15 protein-coding genes are annotated in these 18,403 nt (G+C 67.1%); 10 read left to right on the top strand and 5 right to left on the bottom strand.

The genetic code is table 11. The annotated features are described in order from the left end of the window. Window positions 1-27: 27 nt before the first annotated feature. A complete protein-coding gene (locus tag FHW64_RS13720) occupies window positions 28-486 on the top strand; it encodes a GAF domain-containing protein (protein WP_184526995.1) in 459 nt (152 codons plus the stop codon). Here FHW64_RS13720 and FHW64_RS13715 read toward each other — a convergent pair. Then, on the bottom strand, window positions 474-1,424 hold the full coding sequence (locus FHW64_RS13715) for a LysR family transcriptional regulator (protein ID WP_184526993.1): 951 nt from the start codon (window positions 1,422-1,424) through the stop codon (window positions 474-476). The genes FHW64_RS13720 and FHW64_RS13715 overlap by 13 nt on opposite strands. Before the next feature lie 103 nt (window positions 1,425-1,527). On the opposite strand from FHW64_RS13715, the gene FHW64_RS13710 reads away from it, so the two are divergent. Together FHW64_RS13710 and FHW64_RS13705 are read left to right on the top strand one after the other, a co-directional pair. Then, entirely contained in the window at window positions 1,528-2,517 is a 990-nt protein-coding gene (locus tag FHW64_RS13710) for a tripartite tricarboxylate transporter substrate binding protein (RefSeq protein ID WP_184526991.1), read from the top strand. A 25-nt stretch (window positions 2,518-2,542) separates the two neighbouring features. Next, window positions 2,543-3,580, top strand: coding sequence for a 4-hydroxythreonine-4-phosphate dehydrogenase PdxA (locus FHW64_RS13705; protein ID WP_184526989.1), 1,038 nt, complete (start codon window positions 2,543-2,545; stop codon window positions 3,578-3,580). Here the strand turns inward: FHW64_RS13705 and FHW64_RS13700 are convergent. After that, window positions 3,537-5,294 carry a glycosyltransferase family 39 protein gene (locus tag FHW64_RS13700; protein WP_184526987.1) on the bottom strand — a complete coding sequence of 586 codons (1,758 nt, stop codon included), beginning with the start codon at window positions 5,292-5,294 and terminating at the stop codon, window positions 3,537-3,539. The genes FHW64_RS13705 and FHW64_RS13700 overlap by 44 nt on opposite strands. A 197-nt stretch (window positions 5,295-5,491) precedes the next feature. Between FHW64_RS13700 and FHW64_RS13695 the strand changes: the two genes are divergently transcribed. Next, window positions 5,492-6,550, top strand: coding sequence for a class I SAM-dependent methyltransferase (locus FHW64_RS13695; protein WP_184526985.1), 1,059 nt, complete (start codon window positions 5,492-5,494; stop codon window positions 6,548-6,550). An 18-nt stretch (window positions 6,551-6,568) separates the two neighbouring features. On the opposite strand, the gene FHW64_RS13690 is transcribed toward FHW64_RS13695, so the two are convergent. After that, window positions 6,569-7,486, bottom strand: a complete 918-nt coding sequence (locus FHW64_RS13690) for a LysR family transcriptional regulator (RefSeq protein ID WP_184526983.1) — start codon at window positions 7,484-7,486, stop codon at window positions 6,569-6,571. Between the two features lie 71 nt (window positions 7,487-7,557). Here FHW64_RS13690 and FHW64_RS13685 point away from each other — a divergent pair, with 71 nt between their 5' ends. From FHW64_RS13685 to FHW64_RS13670, 4 genes are read left to right on the top strand one after another with little or no spacing between them, the layout of a single operon-like run. Continuing rightward, complete coding sequence (locus FHW64_RS13685; protein ID WP_184526981.1) at window positions 7,558-8,976, top strand: aspartate aminotransferase family protein; 1,419 nt, start codon at window positions 7,558-7,560, stop codon at window positions 8,974-8,976. A 54-nt stretch (window positions 8,977-9,030) separates the two neighbouring features. Continuing rightward, on the top strand, window positions 9,031-10,008 hold the full coding sequence (locus tag FHW64_RS13680; RefSeq protein ID WP_184526979.1) for a Bug family tripartite tricarboxylate transporter substrate binding protein: 978 nt from the start codon (window positions 9,031-9,033) through the stop codon (window positions 10,006-10,008). Further along, window positions 10,005-12,272, top strand: a complete 2,268-nt coding sequence (locus FHW64_RS13675) for a LamG domain-containing protein (protein WP_184526977.1) — start codon at window positions 10,005-10,007, stop codon at window positions 12,270-12,272. The genes FHW64_RS13680 and FHW64_RS13675 overlap by 4 nt, the downstream gene beginning before the upstream one ends. 11 nt (window positions 12,273-12,283) lie before the next feature. Further along, a complete protein-coding gene (locus FHW64_RS13670) occupies window positions 12,284-14,287 on the top strand; it encodes an acetoacetate--CoA ligase (protein ID WP_184526975.1) in 2,004 nt (667 codons plus the stop codon). On the opposite strand, the gene FHW64_RS13665 is transcribed toward FHW64_RS13670, so the two are convergent. After that, the gene (locus tag FHW64_RS13665) at window positions 14,284-15,474 is read right to left on the bottom strand and encodes an MFS transporter (RefSeq protein WP_184526973.1); all 1,191 of its coding nucleotides are present in this window, start codon (window positions 15,472-15,474) and stop codon (window positions 14,284-14,286) included. The two genes, FHW64_RS13670 and FHW64_RS13665, sit on opposite strands and share 4 nt — an antisense overlap. A gap of 112 nt (window positions 15,475-15,586) precedes the next feature. Here FHW64_RS13665 and FHW64_RS13660 point away from each other — a divergent pair, with 112 nt between their 5' ends. Together FHW64_RS13660 and FHW64_RS13655 are read left to right on the top strand one after the other, a co-directional pair. Then, window positions 15,587-16,390, top strand: coding sequence for a helix-turn-helix transcriptional regulator (locus FHW64_RS13660; protein ID WP_184526972.1), 804 nt, complete (start codon window positions 15,587-15,589; stop codon window positions 16,388-16,390). 47 nt (window positions 16,391-16,437) lie between these two features. After that, entirely contained in the window at window positions 16,438-17,382 is a 945-nt protein-coding gene (locus tag FHW64_RS13655) for a LysR family transcriptional regulator (protein WP_184526970.1), read from the top strand. Between the two features lie 10 nt (window positions 17,383-17,392). On the opposite strand, the gene FHW64_RS13650 is transcribed toward FHW64_RS13655, so the two are convergent. After that, a complete protein-coding gene (locus FHW64_RS13650) occupies window positions 17,393-18,397 on the bottom strand; it encodes an isopenicillin N synthase family oxygenase (protein ID WP_184526968.1) in 1,005 nt (334 codons plus the stop codon). Window positions 18,398-18,403: the final 6 nt, after the last annotated feature.

Here is an 18,403-nt window from a genome sequence, read left to right as displayed (position 1 = left end):
CGCGCTCGCGCCTCAAACAGTTTATTCATGCTCGATGTCGATTTGCCTACACCCGCGACAGCGGTACGCAACCTACTAGCCAACCGCGGGATCGTCCCGGCGCTGGCGATGCTCAACGACAGGACGCCTTTCCGGTTCACGGCAATCTACAAGCTCAATGGCGACGTGATGCATGCGGCGCACGCCTTCGATCGCGAGTCCGAATACCGCACGTGGCTGACGGTGGTGCCGCTCGGAAAGAGCTTCTGCCAGCACGCCGTCGAGCATGGCGAATTCGTGACCAGCCACGCCTCCCAGGACCACCGCCTGACCAACCGGCCCTACACCGGGATGGTCGAGTCGTACTACGGCCGCCTGCTGACGAAGGATTGCGGGACGCCCTACGGGACCTTCATCCATTTCGATCTCGAGCCGCGCAGCATTCCCACGGAGGAGATCCACTTCCTGCGCGAAGTGATCCCGCAGTTCGTCGGCTACCTGACCTGAGCCTGAGCCGGCCGCAGCAGCGCCACGAACTCGGCCGCCGCAGGCGACAGGCTGTACGCGCGACGCGTGATCAGGTAGATCGGCGGCACGCGGATCGGCAGCTTTGCCGGCAAGACGCGCAACACGCCGAGCCGCGCATAGTGCGCCGCCTGCGACTCCGGCATCACCGCGCACATGTCCGAGTGCTCCAGCAGCGCGGTCATCGCGATCGGCGAAGCCGTCTCCGTGATGCGCGGCCGCTCCTGGATGCCCGCCTCGTGCAAGGCGGCCTCGAAGCGTCCGCGCTGCGGCGAACCCGGCGGCTGCAGCAACCACGGCCATTCGACCAGTTCGCGCAACGACACCGACCTGCGCCGAAGCAGCGGATGCGTCTTGCGCACCACGACCACCTGCGGTTCGCCGAGCAGCGGCACGCAGTCGAAGGCCTCGGCGCTGTGATCCTCGGTGAGGCGGCCGAGCATCAGGTCGACTTCGCCGCGCGCGAGCTGGCGCAGCATCACGTCGCTGGTGTCGACCACCACGCTGACCGCCACGCGCTCGTGCTTCTGCTGGTAGGCCACCAACGTCGGCGCCAGCAGTTCCGGCACCGCACCCGGCACACTGCCTACGCGCAGCGCGCCGCTGAGGCCTGAGCGCAGCGCCTCGACCTCTTCGCATACCGCACCGAAATCGGTGAGCACCCATCGCGCGTGGCGTACCAACGCCTCGCCGTAGGGCGTGGGCGTCATCCCGCGCGCGACGCGGGTGAACAGCGGCACCGAGAAGGTCTCCTCGAGTTGCTGCAGGAGCTTGGTTGCTGCCGGCTGGCTGATGCTCATCGCCGCCGCGGCGCGGCCGAGGTTGCGGTGCTGGTCCAGCAGCGCGAGCAGCACCCATTGCCGCGTGCGCAGTCGCAGCAACAGGCGCCATGGCGGTAGATCGGCGGGCGGACGTTTCATATACGTATGTATATGGATTCTTCAGAACTCGCGATTGGATTGGAATGGCGAACATCCCTAAGCTGCGTGCGTCGGACTTCAAAAAAACTCGGAGACACACCCCATGCCATTCCAGCCTCTGCTGCGCGGCGCCGCTGCCCGCGGCCTTGCCGCCCTGCTGCTGATCGCGGCGCCGCTCGTGGCAGCCGCGCAGGGCACCTACCCGGACAAGCCCGTGCGGATCATGGTCGGCGCATCGGCGGGCGGCGGCACCGACATCCTCGCGCGCCTGCTCGCGGACAAGTTCGCGGTTTCGCTGAAGCAGCCGGTCGTCGTCGAGAACCGGCCCGGCGCCTCGAACACCATCGCGGCCGAACTCACGGCGCGCGCCGTAAGCGACGGCACCACGCTGCTGCTGGCGACCAACACCGGCCAGGCCGTCGCGCCACACCTGCTCAAGCTGAAGTACGACCCGCTCAAGGATCTGCAGCCGGTGGGCCTGGTGGCGGTGATGCCCAACATTCTGGTGGTGCCCTCGACCTCTCCGTACCAGAGCGTGAACGAGCTCGTGACCGCCATGCGCGCCAAGCCCGGCACCTTCAGGTACGCCTCTTCGGGCATCGGCAGCACGCAGCATGTGGGCGGCGAGGCCTTCGCGCTCGCGACGGGGACGAAGGCCATCCATGTGCCCTACCGCGGCAGCTCGCAGGCGCACATCGACATCATCGGTGGGCAGGTGGAGATGATGTTCGACAGCGCTTCTTCGGCGATGCAGCAGATCAAGTCGGGCAAGCTGCGGCCGCTCGCGGTTGCCGCGGCCAGGCGAATCCCGGAGCTGCCCGACGTGCCGACGCTCGCCGAGGCCGGCGTCACAGGGGCCGACGTCAACACCTGGTACGGCCTCTTCGTCACCGGGGGTACGCCGCGAGCCGCGGTGGAGCGCCTCAACGCAGAGCTCATCCAAAGCCTGCGCATGCCCGATGTGCAGGACCGCATCAAGGCGCTCGGCGGCGAGATCACGCCGATGGACATCGCGACCTTTGCGGAGATGAACCGCACCGAATTCGAACGCTACGGCAAGCTGGTGCGGGACACCGGCATGCGCGCCGAGTGACATACAACCTGAGGAAAGAACGTCGATGAAACCCAGAATCGCAGTGCTGCCCGGCGACCCCAGCGGCATCGGCCCCGAGATGACGGCCAAGCTGCTCGCCCGCGCGCACAACATCGAGGCGGCGGACCTGCTGCTCATCTCCGACCCGCTGGTGCTCGACAGCGGCTGGCGCATCGCAGGCGCCGCCGCGCCCGATCCGCTGCGTGTCGCGGGCCTCGATGCGCTCACCTTCGAAAGCGGACGGCCGAGTCTGTTGGCGCAGGACACGATGCACGGACGGGCGCCGGTGCTCGGCGAATCGAACGCCCACTCGGGCAAGGCTTCGTTCGAGGCGATGCAGCTCGCCACCGAGGCCGTGCGGCGAGGCCTCGTCGACGGCATCGTCTTCGCGCCGCTCAACAAGCATTCGCTTCGCCTCGGTGGCCTGCAGCACGAGGACGAGCTGCGCTACATGCAGGAGCGCTTCGACGTGCCGGGCTTCGTCTGCGAGTTCAACATCACGGGCAACCTGTGGACTTCACGCGTGACCTCGCATGTGCCGCTCAAGGATGTTGCGGCTCTCATCACCGGCGACGCGGTGCAGGATGCGGTGCGCATCATTCATGGCGCTCTTGTCCGCGCAGGCGTCGAGGCGCCGCGCATCGCGGTGTCGGGGCTCAATCCGCATGCCGGCGACGGCGGCTCCATCGGCACCGAGGAAATCGAAGTCATCGCTCCGGCCGTCCACGCACTCCAGGCCCAGGGCATCGATGCGCGCGGCCCCTACTCGCCCGACACGGTCTTTATCGGCGCGCGGCGCGGCGACTTCGACGCAGTGGTGTCGATGTATCACGACCAGGGCCAGATCGCGATGAAGCTCATGGGCTTCGAACAAGGCGTGACGCTGCACGGCGGCTTGCCGGTGCCCGTGGCGACCTCCGCGAGCGGCAGCGCCTTCGACATCGCAGGCAAGGGGGTCGCGAAGATCGAAGGCCTGCAGCATGCCTTCGATCTGTGCGTGCGCATGGCGCGCGAGTCGGCTACTTCCTCATCACCACGACGCGGCGCCAGTCCTGGTAGATGACGCGCATCGGGACGCCGCGCTGGTGCAGCTCGGTCCAGATCGCCGGGTTGATGTAGGCCGCGGCCTGTGGGAGCGACTGCCATCGCGTGACGAACTCGTCCACGGTCTTGATCCACTTGTCGGGCTCCTGGACTTCGCCGAGTGCGAATTCGTCCATGTAGGCCACCAGGGTCACGTCGCGTCCGAGATAGAACGGCAGCGTCTGGTCGTACGCGGCGACGGAAAATACCGGCGTGCCCGGACGCAGTTCCGAGCGCAATGCCGAGACGAACGGCGTCGCGCTCTTGAGCTGCCCATACGCATCGTGCGATTGAAGGACCACCGTGGTCGCGATCAGATGACCGAATGCCACGCTCAGAATCGCCGTGGTCACCTTCTGGCGGGACAGGCTGAACCAGCCCAACCCCGCGCACGCCACGAAGATCACCGCGCCGACGCGCACGGCCTCCGCCATCGGCGCGAGCACTTCCGCAGGCGTTGCGGGTGATGCCAGGCGGCTGGCTTTCGTGGAGATGACGAAGGCGGCCACCCATGCGAGCGTGGGCAGCAGCAGATGCCAGCGCAAGGTACTCGGCTGCACATCGCGGAGCGCGCGTGCCGCAAGCAGCGCAAGCGCCGGGAACATCGGCAGGATGTACGAAGGCAGCTTCGAGCCCGATGCACTGAAAAAGAGGAACACGAAAGCGCACCACACGACGAGCAGGTCGCGGCTGCGGTCGTCGGCACGTTCGCTGTCCGCCCCGCTCCGCTGGGCCAGCCACGGCAAGGCGCTGGTCCACGGCAGCATGCCGCCCAGCAGCAGCGGCACGTAGTACCACCACGCGCCCTGCCGCTGATGCACGGTGGTCAGGTAGCGGGCAAAGTGCTCATGCACGAAGAAGAACTGCGCAAAGATCGGGTTGCGCATCGACACCATGACGAACCACGGCGTCGCGAGCGCGAAAAAGATCAGCAGGCCCGACACCCAGTGCATGCCGCGAACCAGCGTGGCATCGCGGCGCCACAGACTCGTGAGGAACAACACGCCAGCCGGGATGACCACGCCCACCAGACCCTTGCTGAGCACCGCACCCGCCATGGCCGCCCAGGCAAGCCAGATCCAGCGACGCCGCACCGTCGGATCCGACGTGGCACCTTCGGCCAGAAGGACCGCGCAGAGCGCGAGGGTCAGGAAGAAGGTCAGTCCCGCATCGAGCGTGAGGAAGTGGCTGTTGCCGACGACCCATGTCATCGACGCTGCGATCGCCAGCGCGCGAATGCCGCTCTCGCGCCCCCAGAGGCGCGCACCGGTGAAGCCCACCATCAGCAGCGTGAGGAAACCCGAGAGCGCCGGCCACAGCCGTGCCGAGAATTCGGACACGCCAAAGCTGAGGAAGGCCAGCGCGCCGAGCCAGTACTGCATGACGGGCTTCTCGAAATAGAGCAGTCCGTTCAGGCGCGGCGTGATCCAGTCGCCACTGCGCGCCATCTCCAGCGCGATGGATGCGTAGCGCCCTTCGTCGGGGCTGATGAGCGATCGCGATCCGAGGCCGGCGAACCAGAGCACGGCCAGGGCCACGAGCATCAATGCGAGCGCGAGAGTCCCGACGGCGACAGGGCTGGCGACGCTCGCCGCACGCGAACGGGTCAGCCGGCTGTCAGCAGCGGCGGACGCGGTGCCGTTGCCGGCAAGCGCGCTCTTCCTGGATGTGGATAGTCGAGTAGCAGGAAACACAGGGTCGGTGATCGCCAGAAGTGAACCGACCGAGGTTGCTCCGCGGGAATGAATCTCAGGTTAATGCACATGAACCGGGTCTGAATGCGATGCGGTGAACCGCGCAGCGCCACGGGCGTAACCAATCGGGCCCGCCACGCGAACTATCGACCGAGGGCGCCCGCATGCAGCACGACGATGTTCACAGGAGCAACACCATGCAGATCGACGAAGACAAGCTCAATGCCCTGCTCGGCCGAATGGTCGAAGAGTTCGGTGCGCTCGCCAGCGCACCGCTCACGATCCTCGGCGACAGGCTCGGGCTGTACAAGGCAATGGCCGGCGCCGGACCGATGACCGCCGAACGATTCGGCGAAAAGACCCATCTGCGATTGCGCTATGCGATCGAGTGGCTCAACGCGGAGGCCGCGAGCGGCTTCGTCGAGTACGACCCCGGCGCGGAAACCTACACGCTGTCGCCCGAGGCCGCGCTGGTGCTCGCGGACGACGCCAGCCCTGCTTTCATGGGCGGCGGCTTCGAAGTCCTGATGTCGTTGTTCCTCGATCTCGACAAGGTCCAGAAAGCATTCCGCGACGGCACGGGCCTGGCGTGGCACGAACACCATTCGACCCTTTTCTCGGGCACCGAGCGCTTCTTCCGCGCGAGCTACAACGCGAACCTCGAGCCGAGCTGGATCCCCGCGCTCGACGGGATGCGCGAGCGACTGCACGACGGCGCTCGCGTTGCCGACGTGGGCTGCGGCTTCGGCGCGTCGACGATCGTGCTGGCGCAGGCCTACCCTGAGTCGACCTTCGTCGGCTACGACTACCACGAGCCTTCGATCGTCGCCGCGCGCGAACGCGCAAAGGCGGCGGGCGTCGACGATCGCGTGAGCTTCGAGGTCGCGGGCGCGAAGACCTATCCGGGCCGGGAGTTCGACCTGGTCGCCTTCTTCGACTGCCTGCACGACATGGGCGATCCAGTCGGTGCGGCGCGGCACGTGCGCGAAACGCTGTCGCCCGACGGCCTGTGGATGATCGTCGAGCCGTTCGCGAACGATCGACTCGAAGACAACCTCAATCCGGTCGGACGCATCTACTACTCCGCGTCGACCATGGTGTGCACGCCATGCTCGCTGTCGCAGGAGATCGGCCTCGGGCTCGGCGCGCAGGCCGGTGAGCAGCGTCTGCGCGCGGTCGCCCGAGAAGGTGGCTTCAGCCGCTTCCGGCGTGCGGCACAGACGCCGTTCAACCTCGTGTTCGAGGCACGGCCCTGACGTCCCTCGCGGCGGACATCACATCGCCGGGCGAAACCCGCGCATGTCCTTGATCCGCCGTCGCAGCGCATCGATGAACGCGGTGACGCGCGCCGGCCGATGCAGGCCCGGCGGCAGCGCCACATGGATGCCCACCGGTTCGAGCCACAGCCGCGGCAGCACACGCTTGAGGCGGCCCGACTCCAGATCGGCCTGGCACATCCACGGCGCGGCAGCACCGATACCGTCGCCGTTGAGGATCGCGCGGTAGCTCGACAGCAGGCTGTCGGTGCGCAGGGGCGTGTCGATCGACACCGTCTGAGAACGCCCGGCCTTGTCGAGCAGGCGAACCGCATCGACGAAGTACGGCACGAGGCCCACGCATGGCAGCGTCGGCAGGTTGGCCGGCGTCACGGGGCCGATGCGGCGCAGCAGCGCGGGATGCGCGACCAAGATGCGCTCCATGTCGCCCAGATGCCTGCTCACGAGGCCCGGGTCACGCACTTCGCCCACGCAGACCCAACATTCCGCGCCGGTCGCGACGAGATCGACCACGCGGTCGGTCAGCGTGAGTTCCACGCGCAGTTGCGGCCATGCGGCACGGAGGTCCGTCACGGCATCCGTGAGAAAGCCAGTGCCGTAGCCCGAAGGCCCGATCACCCGCAAAGTGCCCTCGGGTCGGCTGCGGCCACCGGAGATCCGTTCGGACAGACTGGCCCAGCGGTCTGACAGCGCCCTTGCCTCGACCATCAAGAGCCGTCCCTCGTCGGTCAGCGAGAAGCTGGCGGTGGTGCGCAGCGCCAGCCTGCAGCCGAGCAGCCGCTCCAGTTCGAGCAGGCGCCGGCTGGCAGTTGGCTGGGTGATGCCCAGCAGCCGCGCGGCCTTGCTGAGCGAGCCGGTCTCGGCGATGCGCAGGAAAGTCGCCAGCAGGTCGATGCGGTCGTGTACGAGCTTCATGCGCCGAGCGTATAGGACTTCATCCTTCCATGCTGCTTCTTTTGCGGGCGCGATCTCCGTATCGTTGCGGGATGAATCAACCCGTTGCCAGTTCTCCAGCGACCACCGCTGCGCCACGCCTCCTCGGCGACACACCGCACGGTGGCTCGGTCCTCGCCTTCTACAGCCCCAAAGGCTCGCCGCGTCCGCCGCGCGTAGGCCGCGGCGAAGGCGTCTACCTGTGGGATGCGGACGGCCATCGCTACCTGGATGCGACCGCCGGGGCGGTGGTGGCCAACATCGGCCACGGCAATCCGCATGTGCTGTCGGCCATGCAGGAACAGGCCGCGCGGGTGAGCTTCGCGTACCCGCGCTTCTTCGAGAGCGAGCACAACATCGCACTGGCCGACCGTGTCTGCGCGCTGGCCGGCGACGGCTTCGATCGCGCCTTCTTCGTCTCGGGCGGATCGGAAGCGAACGAATCGGCGATCAAGCTCGCACGCCAATACGCAGTGGTGAGCGGCCAGGGAAGCCGCTGGAAGGTGATCTCGCGCAACCCGAGCTACCACGGTTCGACGCTCGGTGCGCTTTCGGTCACCGGCGATGAACACACGCAGGCGATCTATGGGCCGATGATCAAGCCGATGCCCAAGGTGCCGGCGCCGCTGTCGTACCGGCTGCCCGAAGGCCACACCGAGGAAAGCTACGCGATGGCCTGTGCCGAGGATCTGGCCCGGACCATCGAGCGCGAAGGACCGGAGACGGTCCTGGCCTTCATCCTCGAACCGATCGGCGGCCTCTCGACGGGCGCAGTGGTATCGCCGGACGCGTATTTCGAGCGGGTGCGGCAGATCTGCGACCAGTACGGCGTGCTGCTGATCTACGACGAGATCATGAGCGGCGCTGGTCGCACGGGCGAATTCCTCGCCGCCCATCACTGGCGCGCCGCACGGCCCGATCTGGTGACGCTGGCAAAGGGCCTCGCCGCAGGCTACACGCCGCTGGGCTGCCTGCTGGCACCCGACCGCATCGTCGACGCGGTCGCGGGCAGCGGCGGCTTCGTACATGGGCATACCTACTTCACGAACCCGTTGTCGTGCGCGGTCGCCAATGCGGTGATGGATGAAGTCGAGCGCCAGGACCTCGTGGCCCGCGCCCGCGAGCGCGGCCTGAGCCTGCGCAAGCGGCTGCAGGCGCTTGCCGAACGCTCGCCGATGGTGGGCGATGTGCGCGGCCTGGGCCTGCTCAGCGCCATCGAGATCGTGGCCGACAAGGGTTCGCGTCGCGCGCTGCCGCCGGAATTCAACGCACCCGCCAAGCTCACGGTTCACGGGCTTCGCCACGGCATTGCGCTCTACAACCGCCGCGCCAATCTCGGCAAGTTCGGCGACTTCCAGATGATCACGCCGCCGCTGACGATCAGCGAAGCCGAGCTCGATGAACTGGTCGAAAGGCTGGAACGCGCGCTGGCCGATCTGGCCGACGAAGTGACGCGGCTCAAGCTGATCTGATCTCCCCTTTTCTCTCGCTTCCCACTCCACAGACCCTCCTCGAAGGATGACCCCATGACGCTGCCTGCCCTGCTTCGCTTCTCGCTCGCCCTCACGAGCATTGCCTTCGCCTGCGCGGCGTCCGCGCAGGTGCCCACGGGCAAGGGGCCGCTGCGTTTGATCGTCGGGTATCCGGCGGGCGGGTCGGCTGATGTGCAGGCACGCACGCTGGCCGACAAGCTCTCGTCGGAACTCGGTACGACCGTGGTGGTGGAGAACCGCACCGGCGCCGGCGGCCAGATCGCTGCCGACTTCGTGCGTGGTGCGCAGCCCGACGGACTGACCGTGTTGCTGGCCAACATGCACATGATGGTCATGCTGCCGCTGACCTCGAAGTCGGTGCGCTACGACCCGACAAAGGACTTCCAGGCGGTCGGTCGCATCGCGACCTTCTACGAGGGCATCGCGGTGCCGACAGCAGTGCCGGTGCGCAACGTGAATGAATGGCTGATGCTGGCCCGAAACGACAAGTCGAAGTCCAGCTACGGCGTGCCGGCGGCCGGCAGCGTGGCGCAGTTCATGGGCTATCGCCTGGGCCACGACGCGAAGATCGAACTCACTGCCGTTCCCTATCGCGGCGCGGCGCCGCTGGTCCAGGATCTTCTGGGTAACCAGGTGGCTGCCGGCATCACCCCGATCGCGGATCTCGTGCAGTACCAGCAGAGCGGCAAGCTCAGGGTCCTGGCCGTGAACGGCGTCAAGCGCACCTCGCTGCTGCCGGATGTGCCGACGCTGAAGGAATTGGGACAGCCGAATTTCGACACGCTTGAATGGACCGGCCTCTTCGTGCCCACTGGCACACCCCGCGCCACTGTCACCCAACTGCACGCGGCACTCGGCAAAGCCCTCGCGCTGCCCGAAGTGCAGGAGCGGCTTGCCAAACTCAGCAGCGATGCGAATCCGAGCACGCCTGAAGAACTCGCGACGTTGATCGCCGACGACCTCAAGCGCTGGGGACCGGTGGTCAAGGCTTCGGGCTTCACCACGGAATGACCCGTCCGATCCCGCCGCACCGCCCGCTGGTCGTGCCGGGCGTGCATGGCTACGCGAGTGCGAAAAGCGTGCATGCCGGGCAGCGCATCGACTTCCACGTCAGTAGCGATCGCCCCTACGACATCTCGGTGTGTCGTCTGGGCCAGGATGCGGACAGCCGGCGCGATGACGTCGAAATCTCAGACCTCGGTGCATCGGCCGCTTGCGTGCAGCCGATTCACCCGGGCTCTTACGTGCATGTCGAGAGGGGACTGCCGGCGACCTTGCCGCTTTCCGGTCTCACGCTCGAATGCTGGGTCATGCCGTGGCGTTGCACCGGCGAGCGGCAGGCGTTGATCACGCAATACGACGCGCCGGCGCAGTGCGGGTTCGGTCTTTTCATCGAGGTCGATGGCGCGCTTGCGCTGTATCTCGGCGATGGCGGTACGCAACGTAGCGCATGCCTGCACACCGGCGGCCCGCTGACCGCACGGCGCTGGCAGCACGTGGCTGCGACATGGGACGGCCAATGGGCGGCGTTGTGGATCGACGGCATATGCACCGGCCGATGGCCGTCGACGGGTCTCGTGTTCCCGGGCCCGGCACCGCTGCGCCTCGGCGCAGCCGGTGAACGCCACGGCGCGGACGCGCTGGCCGATGTCGACCTCGCAATGCCTGCGATCTACGAAAGAGCCCTGCCCGCCGACGAAATCGCCGCGCGCGTGGCGTTGCGTGCGCAACAACTTCCATTCGATCCAGCGGTGCGCGCCTGCTGGCCGCTGCGCGAAGGACGTGGCGACGGCGTGGCCGATGCCAGCGGTCACCAGCGCCATGGACGCATCGTCAACCACGGCGCATGGATGATCCGCGGGCCGGCTTTCGATGAAGAAACCGAAGATGGCGGCGATCCATTTGCCGCGCCCGGCCAGCGGCAAGGGCTGCGACTTGCCAGCGACGACCTCTACGACTGCCGCTGGGACTCGAACCACAGCATCACCTTGCCCGCCGACGCGCGCCCCGGGCTGCATGTGGCACGGTTGCGCTTCGACTGGGAAGGACGCGAGGCGATCTACGACATCACCTTCCTCGTCAAGCGGCCCGCGGATGCGAAACCCGCGCCGCTGCTGGTGCTTTGCGCGATGAGCAGCTGGCTGGCGTACGCGGCAACGCCCTTCGCGCGCAATCAGGTGGAAGACCCGGTGTGGCCGCGCCGCTCCACCGGTCTGCCGAACAGCCATCCGCAGGCGCCCGCCTTCTGCAGCTACACCTACCACCATGCGGGTCAGCCCAGCTACTTCACCGGGTTGCGCATGCCATGGCCCAACGCGAGCCCGGCCGCGCTCTACGATCCGGCCGGCAGCGGCTTCTCGCAATGGACACGGCTGGAACGCCGCCTGCATGCGTGGCTTGAACGCGAAGGCTACGAGTTCGACCTGCTCGCGGACCTCGACGTGCACGCCAACCCCGAGTTGCTCGCGCGCTATCGAACGGTCGTGGTCAATGGCCACAGCGAGTACTGGTCCACGCCGGTGGTCGATGCCTTCGACGCCATGCTCAAGCGCGGCGGAAACGCGGTGGTGCTCTCGGGCAACACCATGTACCTGCGCGTCAGCTTCGACGAAGCGATGGGCGTGATGGAGCAGCGCAAGAACGAAGACCGCGGCGCCGATCCCGCCAATGCCGAACTTCGCCCGCCCGCCGGTCCCTTCGGCGAGGCGTTCCACAGCCAGGACTGGGCGCGCGGCGGACAGTTGCGCGCGGTCGGGCGATCGGCGGCGAGCATCATCGGCCTCGAAACGGCGGGCTGGGGCTTCGCCGATGCGGAGGATTTCGGCGTCTACCACGTGGCCGAGCCCGGACATGCGCTGTTCAACGAGCCGCACCGGCTGGGCCTCGAGCGCGGCCGGACCTTCGGCCATGCGCCCGGCGGCGGACTGCCGCGCGCCATCGGCCACGAGTGGGACCTGAGCACCGCGACGCTGCTGCGCATGACGCATGACTCTCCGCCTGGCGCCGCACTGCCCGAACCGCCGGCCGGACTCACAGTGATCGCGCAAGGTATTCGCCGCGTGCCCGGTGCGATGGATACCTACCTGGACTGGCATTCGCGCGTGACCGATTCGCTCGATGGCCTGTCCGCGGAGATGATCTATTGGGAACGCCCCCAAGGAGGCCACGTCTTCCACGCAGGTGCAGTCGGAGCCGCATGGGTGGTCGGCAGCGATCCAGTGTTCGACGGCCTGCTGCGCAACGTGCTGCATCGCTTCGGTTGCGAACCGCTGTAAAAACGACCCCTATGCAACCCCAGTCCCTTCCAGAAGGCCACGGCGAACTGCTGTGGTCACCCTCGCCCGAGCAGGTCCGCGCCAGCCGGCTGAATCACTATCAAGAGTGGCTTGCCGCGCATCGGGGCGTAAAGACCGCGAACTACGAAGACCTGTGGCGCTGGTCGACCGACGACCTCGAAGGCTTCTGGCAATCGATCTGGGACTACTTCGACGTAGCCGGCGAAGGCGAGCGCAAGCCTGCATTGGCAGACCGCCAGATGCCGGGCGCGCGCTGGTTTCCGAACATGCGGCTCAACTACGCCGAGAACCTGCTGCGCAACGCCACGACGGAGCGCCCGGCGATCATCGCGCGCACCGAGAACGCGCCAGTGCGCGAAGTGAGCTGGGCCGAGCTGGAGCGCGACACCGCGGCCCTCGCCGCGCGCATGCGTGCGTGGGGCGTTCGGCCCGGCGATCGCGTCGCGGGCTACCTGCCCAATCGACCGGAAACCGTCGTGGCCTTTCTCGCATGCGCGAGCATCGGTGCGATCTGGTCCAGTTGCGCGCCGGACATGGGGCCGTCGGTCGTGCTCGATCGCCTGCGCCAGATCGAACCTTGCCTGCTGCTTGCGTCCGACAGCTACAGCTACAACGGCAAGCTGCACGACCGCGCCCCGCAGGTCGACGAGTTGCTGGCACAGTTGCCGAGCGTGCAGCGCGTGATCCATGTGCCCGGCCCGCTGGCTCCCGGGCGTTCCATCGGCTGGCGCGACTGCCTGGAATGGACCGAGGCGCTGTCCGAACCGGCACCGCCACGCTACGAGCGCCTTCCCTTCGACCATCCGCTGTGGATCGTCTATTCCTCCGGCACGACCGGGCTGCCCAAGGCCATGGTCCACAGCCACGGCGGCATCGTGCTCACGCATCTGAAGACCATGGTGCTGCAGCACGACCTGCGCGCCGGCGACAGGCTGACGTTCCTCGGCAGCACCGGATGGATCGTCTGGAACCTGCAGGTCGGCGCGTTGCTCACCGGCGCGAGCATCGTGCTTTTCGATGGCAATCCTGCATGGCCCGACGGCGAGTCGCTCTGGCGCTTCATCGATGCGCAGGGCGTCACGCTCTTCGGCTGTGGTGCGGCGTACCTCATCAACTGCATGAAGGACGGCCTGCGGCCGCGTGACCTGGTGCCACTCGAAAAGCTACGCGCCATCAATGCCACAGGCTCTCCCCTGCCGATCGACGCCTATCGCTGGGTCTACGACGCGGTCAAGCCCGACCTCTGGCTGGCCTCGATCAGTGGCGGCACCGACATTGCGTCGGGCTTCGTCGCCTGTGCGCCGACGCTGCCTGTGCATGCGGGCGAGATCCAGTGCCCCGAGCTGGGTGTCGCTGCCTTTGCGTACAACGAAGCCGGCCAGCCGGTGATCGACGAAGTCGGCGAACTGGTGATCACGCAGCCCATGCCCTCGATGCCGGTGTTCTTCTGGAACGACCCGAGCAACAAGCGCTACCTGGAAAGCTACTTCGACACCTTCCCGGGCGTTTGGCGCCATGGGGACTGGATCCGCTTCACGCCGCGCCGCAGCTCGGTGATCTACGGGCGTTCCGACAGCACCATCAACCGCTTCGGCATCCGCATGGGCACGGCCGAGATCTACCGCGTGGTCGAAGAGTTGCCCGAGGTGCGCGACAGCCTCGTGGTGGACCTCGAATACCTGGGCCGCCCTTCGTTCATGCCGCTGTTCGTCGTGCTCCAGCCGGGCGCGACGCTGGACGATGCGCTCACGCAGCGCATCAGCACGCAGATCCGCACCAAGGCCTCTGCGCGGCACGTGCCGAACGAGGTAGTGCAGGTCGATGAGATCCCGCGCACGCTGAGCGGCAAGAAGATGGAAGTGCCAGTGCGCAAGCTGCTGCTCGGCGCCGCGCCCGACAAGGTCGCGAGCCCGGATGCGATGGCGAATCCGCACAGCCTGCGCTTCTTCATCGACTACGCCCGGCACGTGGAGCAGCTTCTCGGACAAGCCTAGCTGCGCACGGGGGACGCCACCGCGACACCGGTGGCAGCGGCCTCCGCCTGCGGATTGCGGTTGCGCAGCCGCAGCGCCATCAACGCCGCGATCGCCAGCACGCACAGCACCGCAGTCAACGTGAAGCGCAGGCCGCGTGCGTCGGAGAGCAGCCCGAACAGCGGCGACACCATGCCGCCCACCGAGAGCGCCAGGCCGAGCGTGATGCCGCTCGCGGTCGCCGGGTTGCGCGGCAGGTAGTCCTGCGCCAGCGTCACCTGCGGCGCGAACGGCATGAACATGAACAGGCCGACGAGCGTGGTGCAGGCCATTGCAGTGGCCACATTCGGTGCCATCGCAAGCCCTGCGAAGGCCGGCAGCGCAAGCAGGTAGCCCGCACGGATCGGCCACATGCGCCCTCGCCTGTCGCCCAGCCAGCCACCGAGCAACGTTCCGACCGCGCCAGACGCGGTGAAGGACGTCAACGCGGCCGCCGCCTGGAAGGACGAGCCGCCGAGCTCGCGCCCGATGAACAGCGACAGCATCGACATCGCAGTCACGTACGGAATGGACCAGCCGACGATGACCGCGACCAGCAGCGCGAAGGCGCGCCAGTCGTTGGTGGCGGTGACAGGGCTTCGGCGCGCCGTCTTGTTCGCTGACGTCTCGCCTGAAGTGCGACGTGCCATCAGCAGCCACAGCAAGCCCATGGCCAGTGCAGGCAGGCCGAGCAGATGGCTGCGCGCAAGGCCGTCGCTCACCGTCGCGGCGGCCAGCATGGGTGCGAAGGAAGCACCGATGGTCCCCCCGACCGAGAACACGCTCATCGCGCGCTGCGATGCGCCGCCCGCGGCGCGCGCGGCCACGGTCGCGGGCGGATGAAAGGCCGCCGTGCCGAGTCCGCAGAGCGCGGCCGCGCACCAGGTGAGCCAGTAGTCGCCGCTCAGTCCGGCAAGCACCACACCGAGTGCAGCGACCATGAATCCCACCGGCACCAGCCACGCGCGCGGATGCTTGTCCGCATACAGCCCGAAGAGCGGTTGCACCACGCTCGACAGCCCGGTCGCAGCAAGCATCAGCCCGCTGACCGCGGTGTAGCTGTAGCCGCGCTCCAGCACCATGAACGGCAGCAGTGCCGGTATCAGCGCCTGGTAGAGATCGTTGACGGCATGCGTGCCGGTGAGAAATGCGAGGCGACCCCGGTTCATTCGCCGCCTCCTGCGTTGCAGGTCATTCGATGGCCTTTCTTTCGAAGAAAAACCCATCGTAGGAAGCCGTGCCATGATCGTCGCGCTACGAAGACACAAGAATCGTCGAGAAATGGACAAACAAAAGCCCGCCGCCATCGACTTGAAGCCGGTTCACGGCGAACGCACGCCCCGGCCGGTGGCCGTGCTCGCCACCGACCCCGAGGGCGACATCCCGCAGCATCGCCATCGGCGCGGGCAGCTCATTCACGCGATCCACGGCGTGATGATGGTGAGCACCGCGCAAGGCAGCTGGGTGGTGCCGCCGGGGCGCGGCGTGTGGGTGCCGTCGCGCATGTCGCACGAGATCCGCATGGCCGGCGAGGTGCGCATGCGCACCGTCTTCGTCGAGCCCGGCGCGCGTATCGGTCTTCCCGACACCTGCCGCGTGATCGAGGTCAGCGAGTTGCTGCGCGCGCTGATCCTCGAGGGTGTCGCACTGCCGCTGGACTACGCGGCCGAAGGCCGGCCCGCGCGGATCATGGAGTTGATCCTCGACGAGATCGAAGCCGCGCCCGCGCTGGCGTTGCATGTGCCGATGCCCCGGCACGCGCGGCTCGCGCGCCATGTGCGGCGTTGGATCGCCGATCCATCACAGCCCGTGAGCCTGGAGGCCTGGGCGCAGCAGCTTCACATGAATCCACGCACGCTGGCCCGCCTCTTCGTGCGCGAGACGGGCATGAACCTCGGCGCGTGGTACCGGCAGGCGCGGCTGCTTCTGAGCCTTGCACGGCTGACCGAAGGCGCCTCGATCCTCGAAGTCGCGCTCGCCCATGGCTACGAAAGCCCGAGCGCCTTCGCGGCGATGTTCCGCCGCCAACTCGGCGTACCGCCGAGCCAGTACATGCGATCGGGCGCTCGCAGCGAGGCGACATAGCCGCGGTGCATGATCCAATGCGCTGATTGCTTTCAAAGGCCGGTCCATTGAACCTCGTCTCTTCGACCTCGCTTCGATACTTCGCCGAAGTCGTGCGCACCGGCTCCATCCGGGCCGCTTCGGAAAACCTCTACGTCGCTTCGTCAGCGATCAGCCGACAGCTCGCGATGCTCGAAGACGCATTGGGCGCACCGGTGCTCGAACGCCGCCAGGGTCGCGGCAAGGTCAAGCTCACCGCCGCAGGCGAAGCGCTCATGCGCTACTACAAGAACGTGAGCAACGAATCCCGCCGGCTGCATTCGGAGATCGAATCGCTCCAGGGCATCAAGCGCGGGCATATCAACTTCGGCATGCCGGAGTCGCTGGTGCGTGACCTCATGCCGAAGTTCCTTTCGGACTTCTCGAACCGCTATCCCGGCATCTCCTTCAACATCCATGTCGCGGGCAGCCCGAGGCTCGCGGAAATGCTGCTGAACGACGAGCTGGACGCCTGCTTCACCTTCGGCGACGTGCCGCTGCAGGATCTATCAGTGCTCTACACGCGCCTCCTGCCGCTGTTCGTGCTGGTGCCCAAGGGGCATCCGCTGGAGCACTTCGAGACGCTCAGGCTCAGCGATTGCGCCGAGTACGGCCTCTCCACACTGGACTCGTCGCTGTGGGCCAAGCAGCAATACGACGAGATGCTTGCCAAGGCCAAGATCCGGCCGCGGGTCGCGCTGGAAACCAACTCCTACGAACTCATGCGCAATGTCGCGGCCGAGGGCATGTGCCTGACGTTCACGACCCGGCCGCTGGATGATCCCTTCGGCAATCCGCGGGCCGGTTCATACATTCCCCTGAAGGATTCGCGCGCGAGACCGCAGCGCTTCGCGCTGAGCGTCCACAAGGGGCGCAACCTGCCGTTGGCGGTCGATGCGTTCCTGCGCGAACTCACGCGCGTGCTCGCGGAGGTGGAACGGCGCGCCAAGTCGCCGCGCGCCGCCGCGGCTTGACGAACCCGGCCTAGCCTTCAGCCAGCTCCGCCGGCGTCTTGTACTTCTGTACCGCCGCGAACCGTTGCACGAGGTACTCGCCCGACTTGATCGGCGCATGACGCGGCTCGCCCGACGACGGCGCGAACTCGGGCAGGCAGGCGACCGGCGTGTCGTAGTCCAGGTTGAAGAAGGTGGGGATCGAGTAGCGCTCCTTGCCCGTGCGGTTCGCGACGCGGTGCGGATTCGAGACGTAGACGTCGTTGGTCCAGACCTTCACGAGGTCCCCGAGGTTGATGACGAGCGTCCCTTCGATATAGGGCGCGGCGACCCATTCGCCGTTGCGGGTGCACAGCTCCAGGCCGCCGATCGGGTCCTGCGCCAGGAGCGTCAGCATGCCGTAGTCGGTATGCGCGGCCGCACCCAACTCTAGGTTGGTGAATGACTGCTGCGGCGGATAGTGAAAGAGCCGCGACTGCACCATCGGCTTCTTTGCGTACTGCAGGAAGAAGTCCTCTTCCTTGCCAACGGCGGTTGCGAAGACTTTCAAGAGACTGCGACCGAGCTGGATGGTGGCCGCGAAGTACTTCATGGCGGCTTCTTCGAGCCACGGCTTGTCGGCAGGCCATCGATTGGGGCCATGCAGCGGCCGGCCCGAAGCGACATCGGGATCGCTCAGGGCGAGATCCATTCCGAGCTCGTAGCTTTCCTTGAGATCGGGCTTGTGGCCCGGGTGCTGCGTCACGCCCATCGGCATGAAGCCGCGGCGGAAGCGCTCGTCGATCTTGTCGCGAAGGCGCTCTTCCATCGGCAGCGACATGTAGCGCCGGGTGGCTTCGAAGACGCCATTGATCGTCTCTTGCGGCACGCCGTGGTTCTTCACATAGAAGAAGCCGGTGTTGGTGCAGGCCGCCTTGAATTGCTCCACGACCGGCCCGATGGGGCCGCCGGCGAGCCAGTCGCCGAGGTCGAGGATCGGCATTTCCGTGGCAGACGCGCGGCGCGGCGCGGCCACCTGGTGTTCAGACAGGTTCATTGATTT

This window comes from Variovorax sp. Sphag1AA (genome assembly GCF_014192575.1).
Lineage (GTDB): Bacteria > Pseudomonadota > Gammaproteobacteria > Burkholderiales > Burkholderiaceae_C > Variovorax.
The sequence above is the reverse complement of the archived record's forward strand: the minus strand, read 5'-3'. Positions and strand labels throughout refer to the sequence as shown.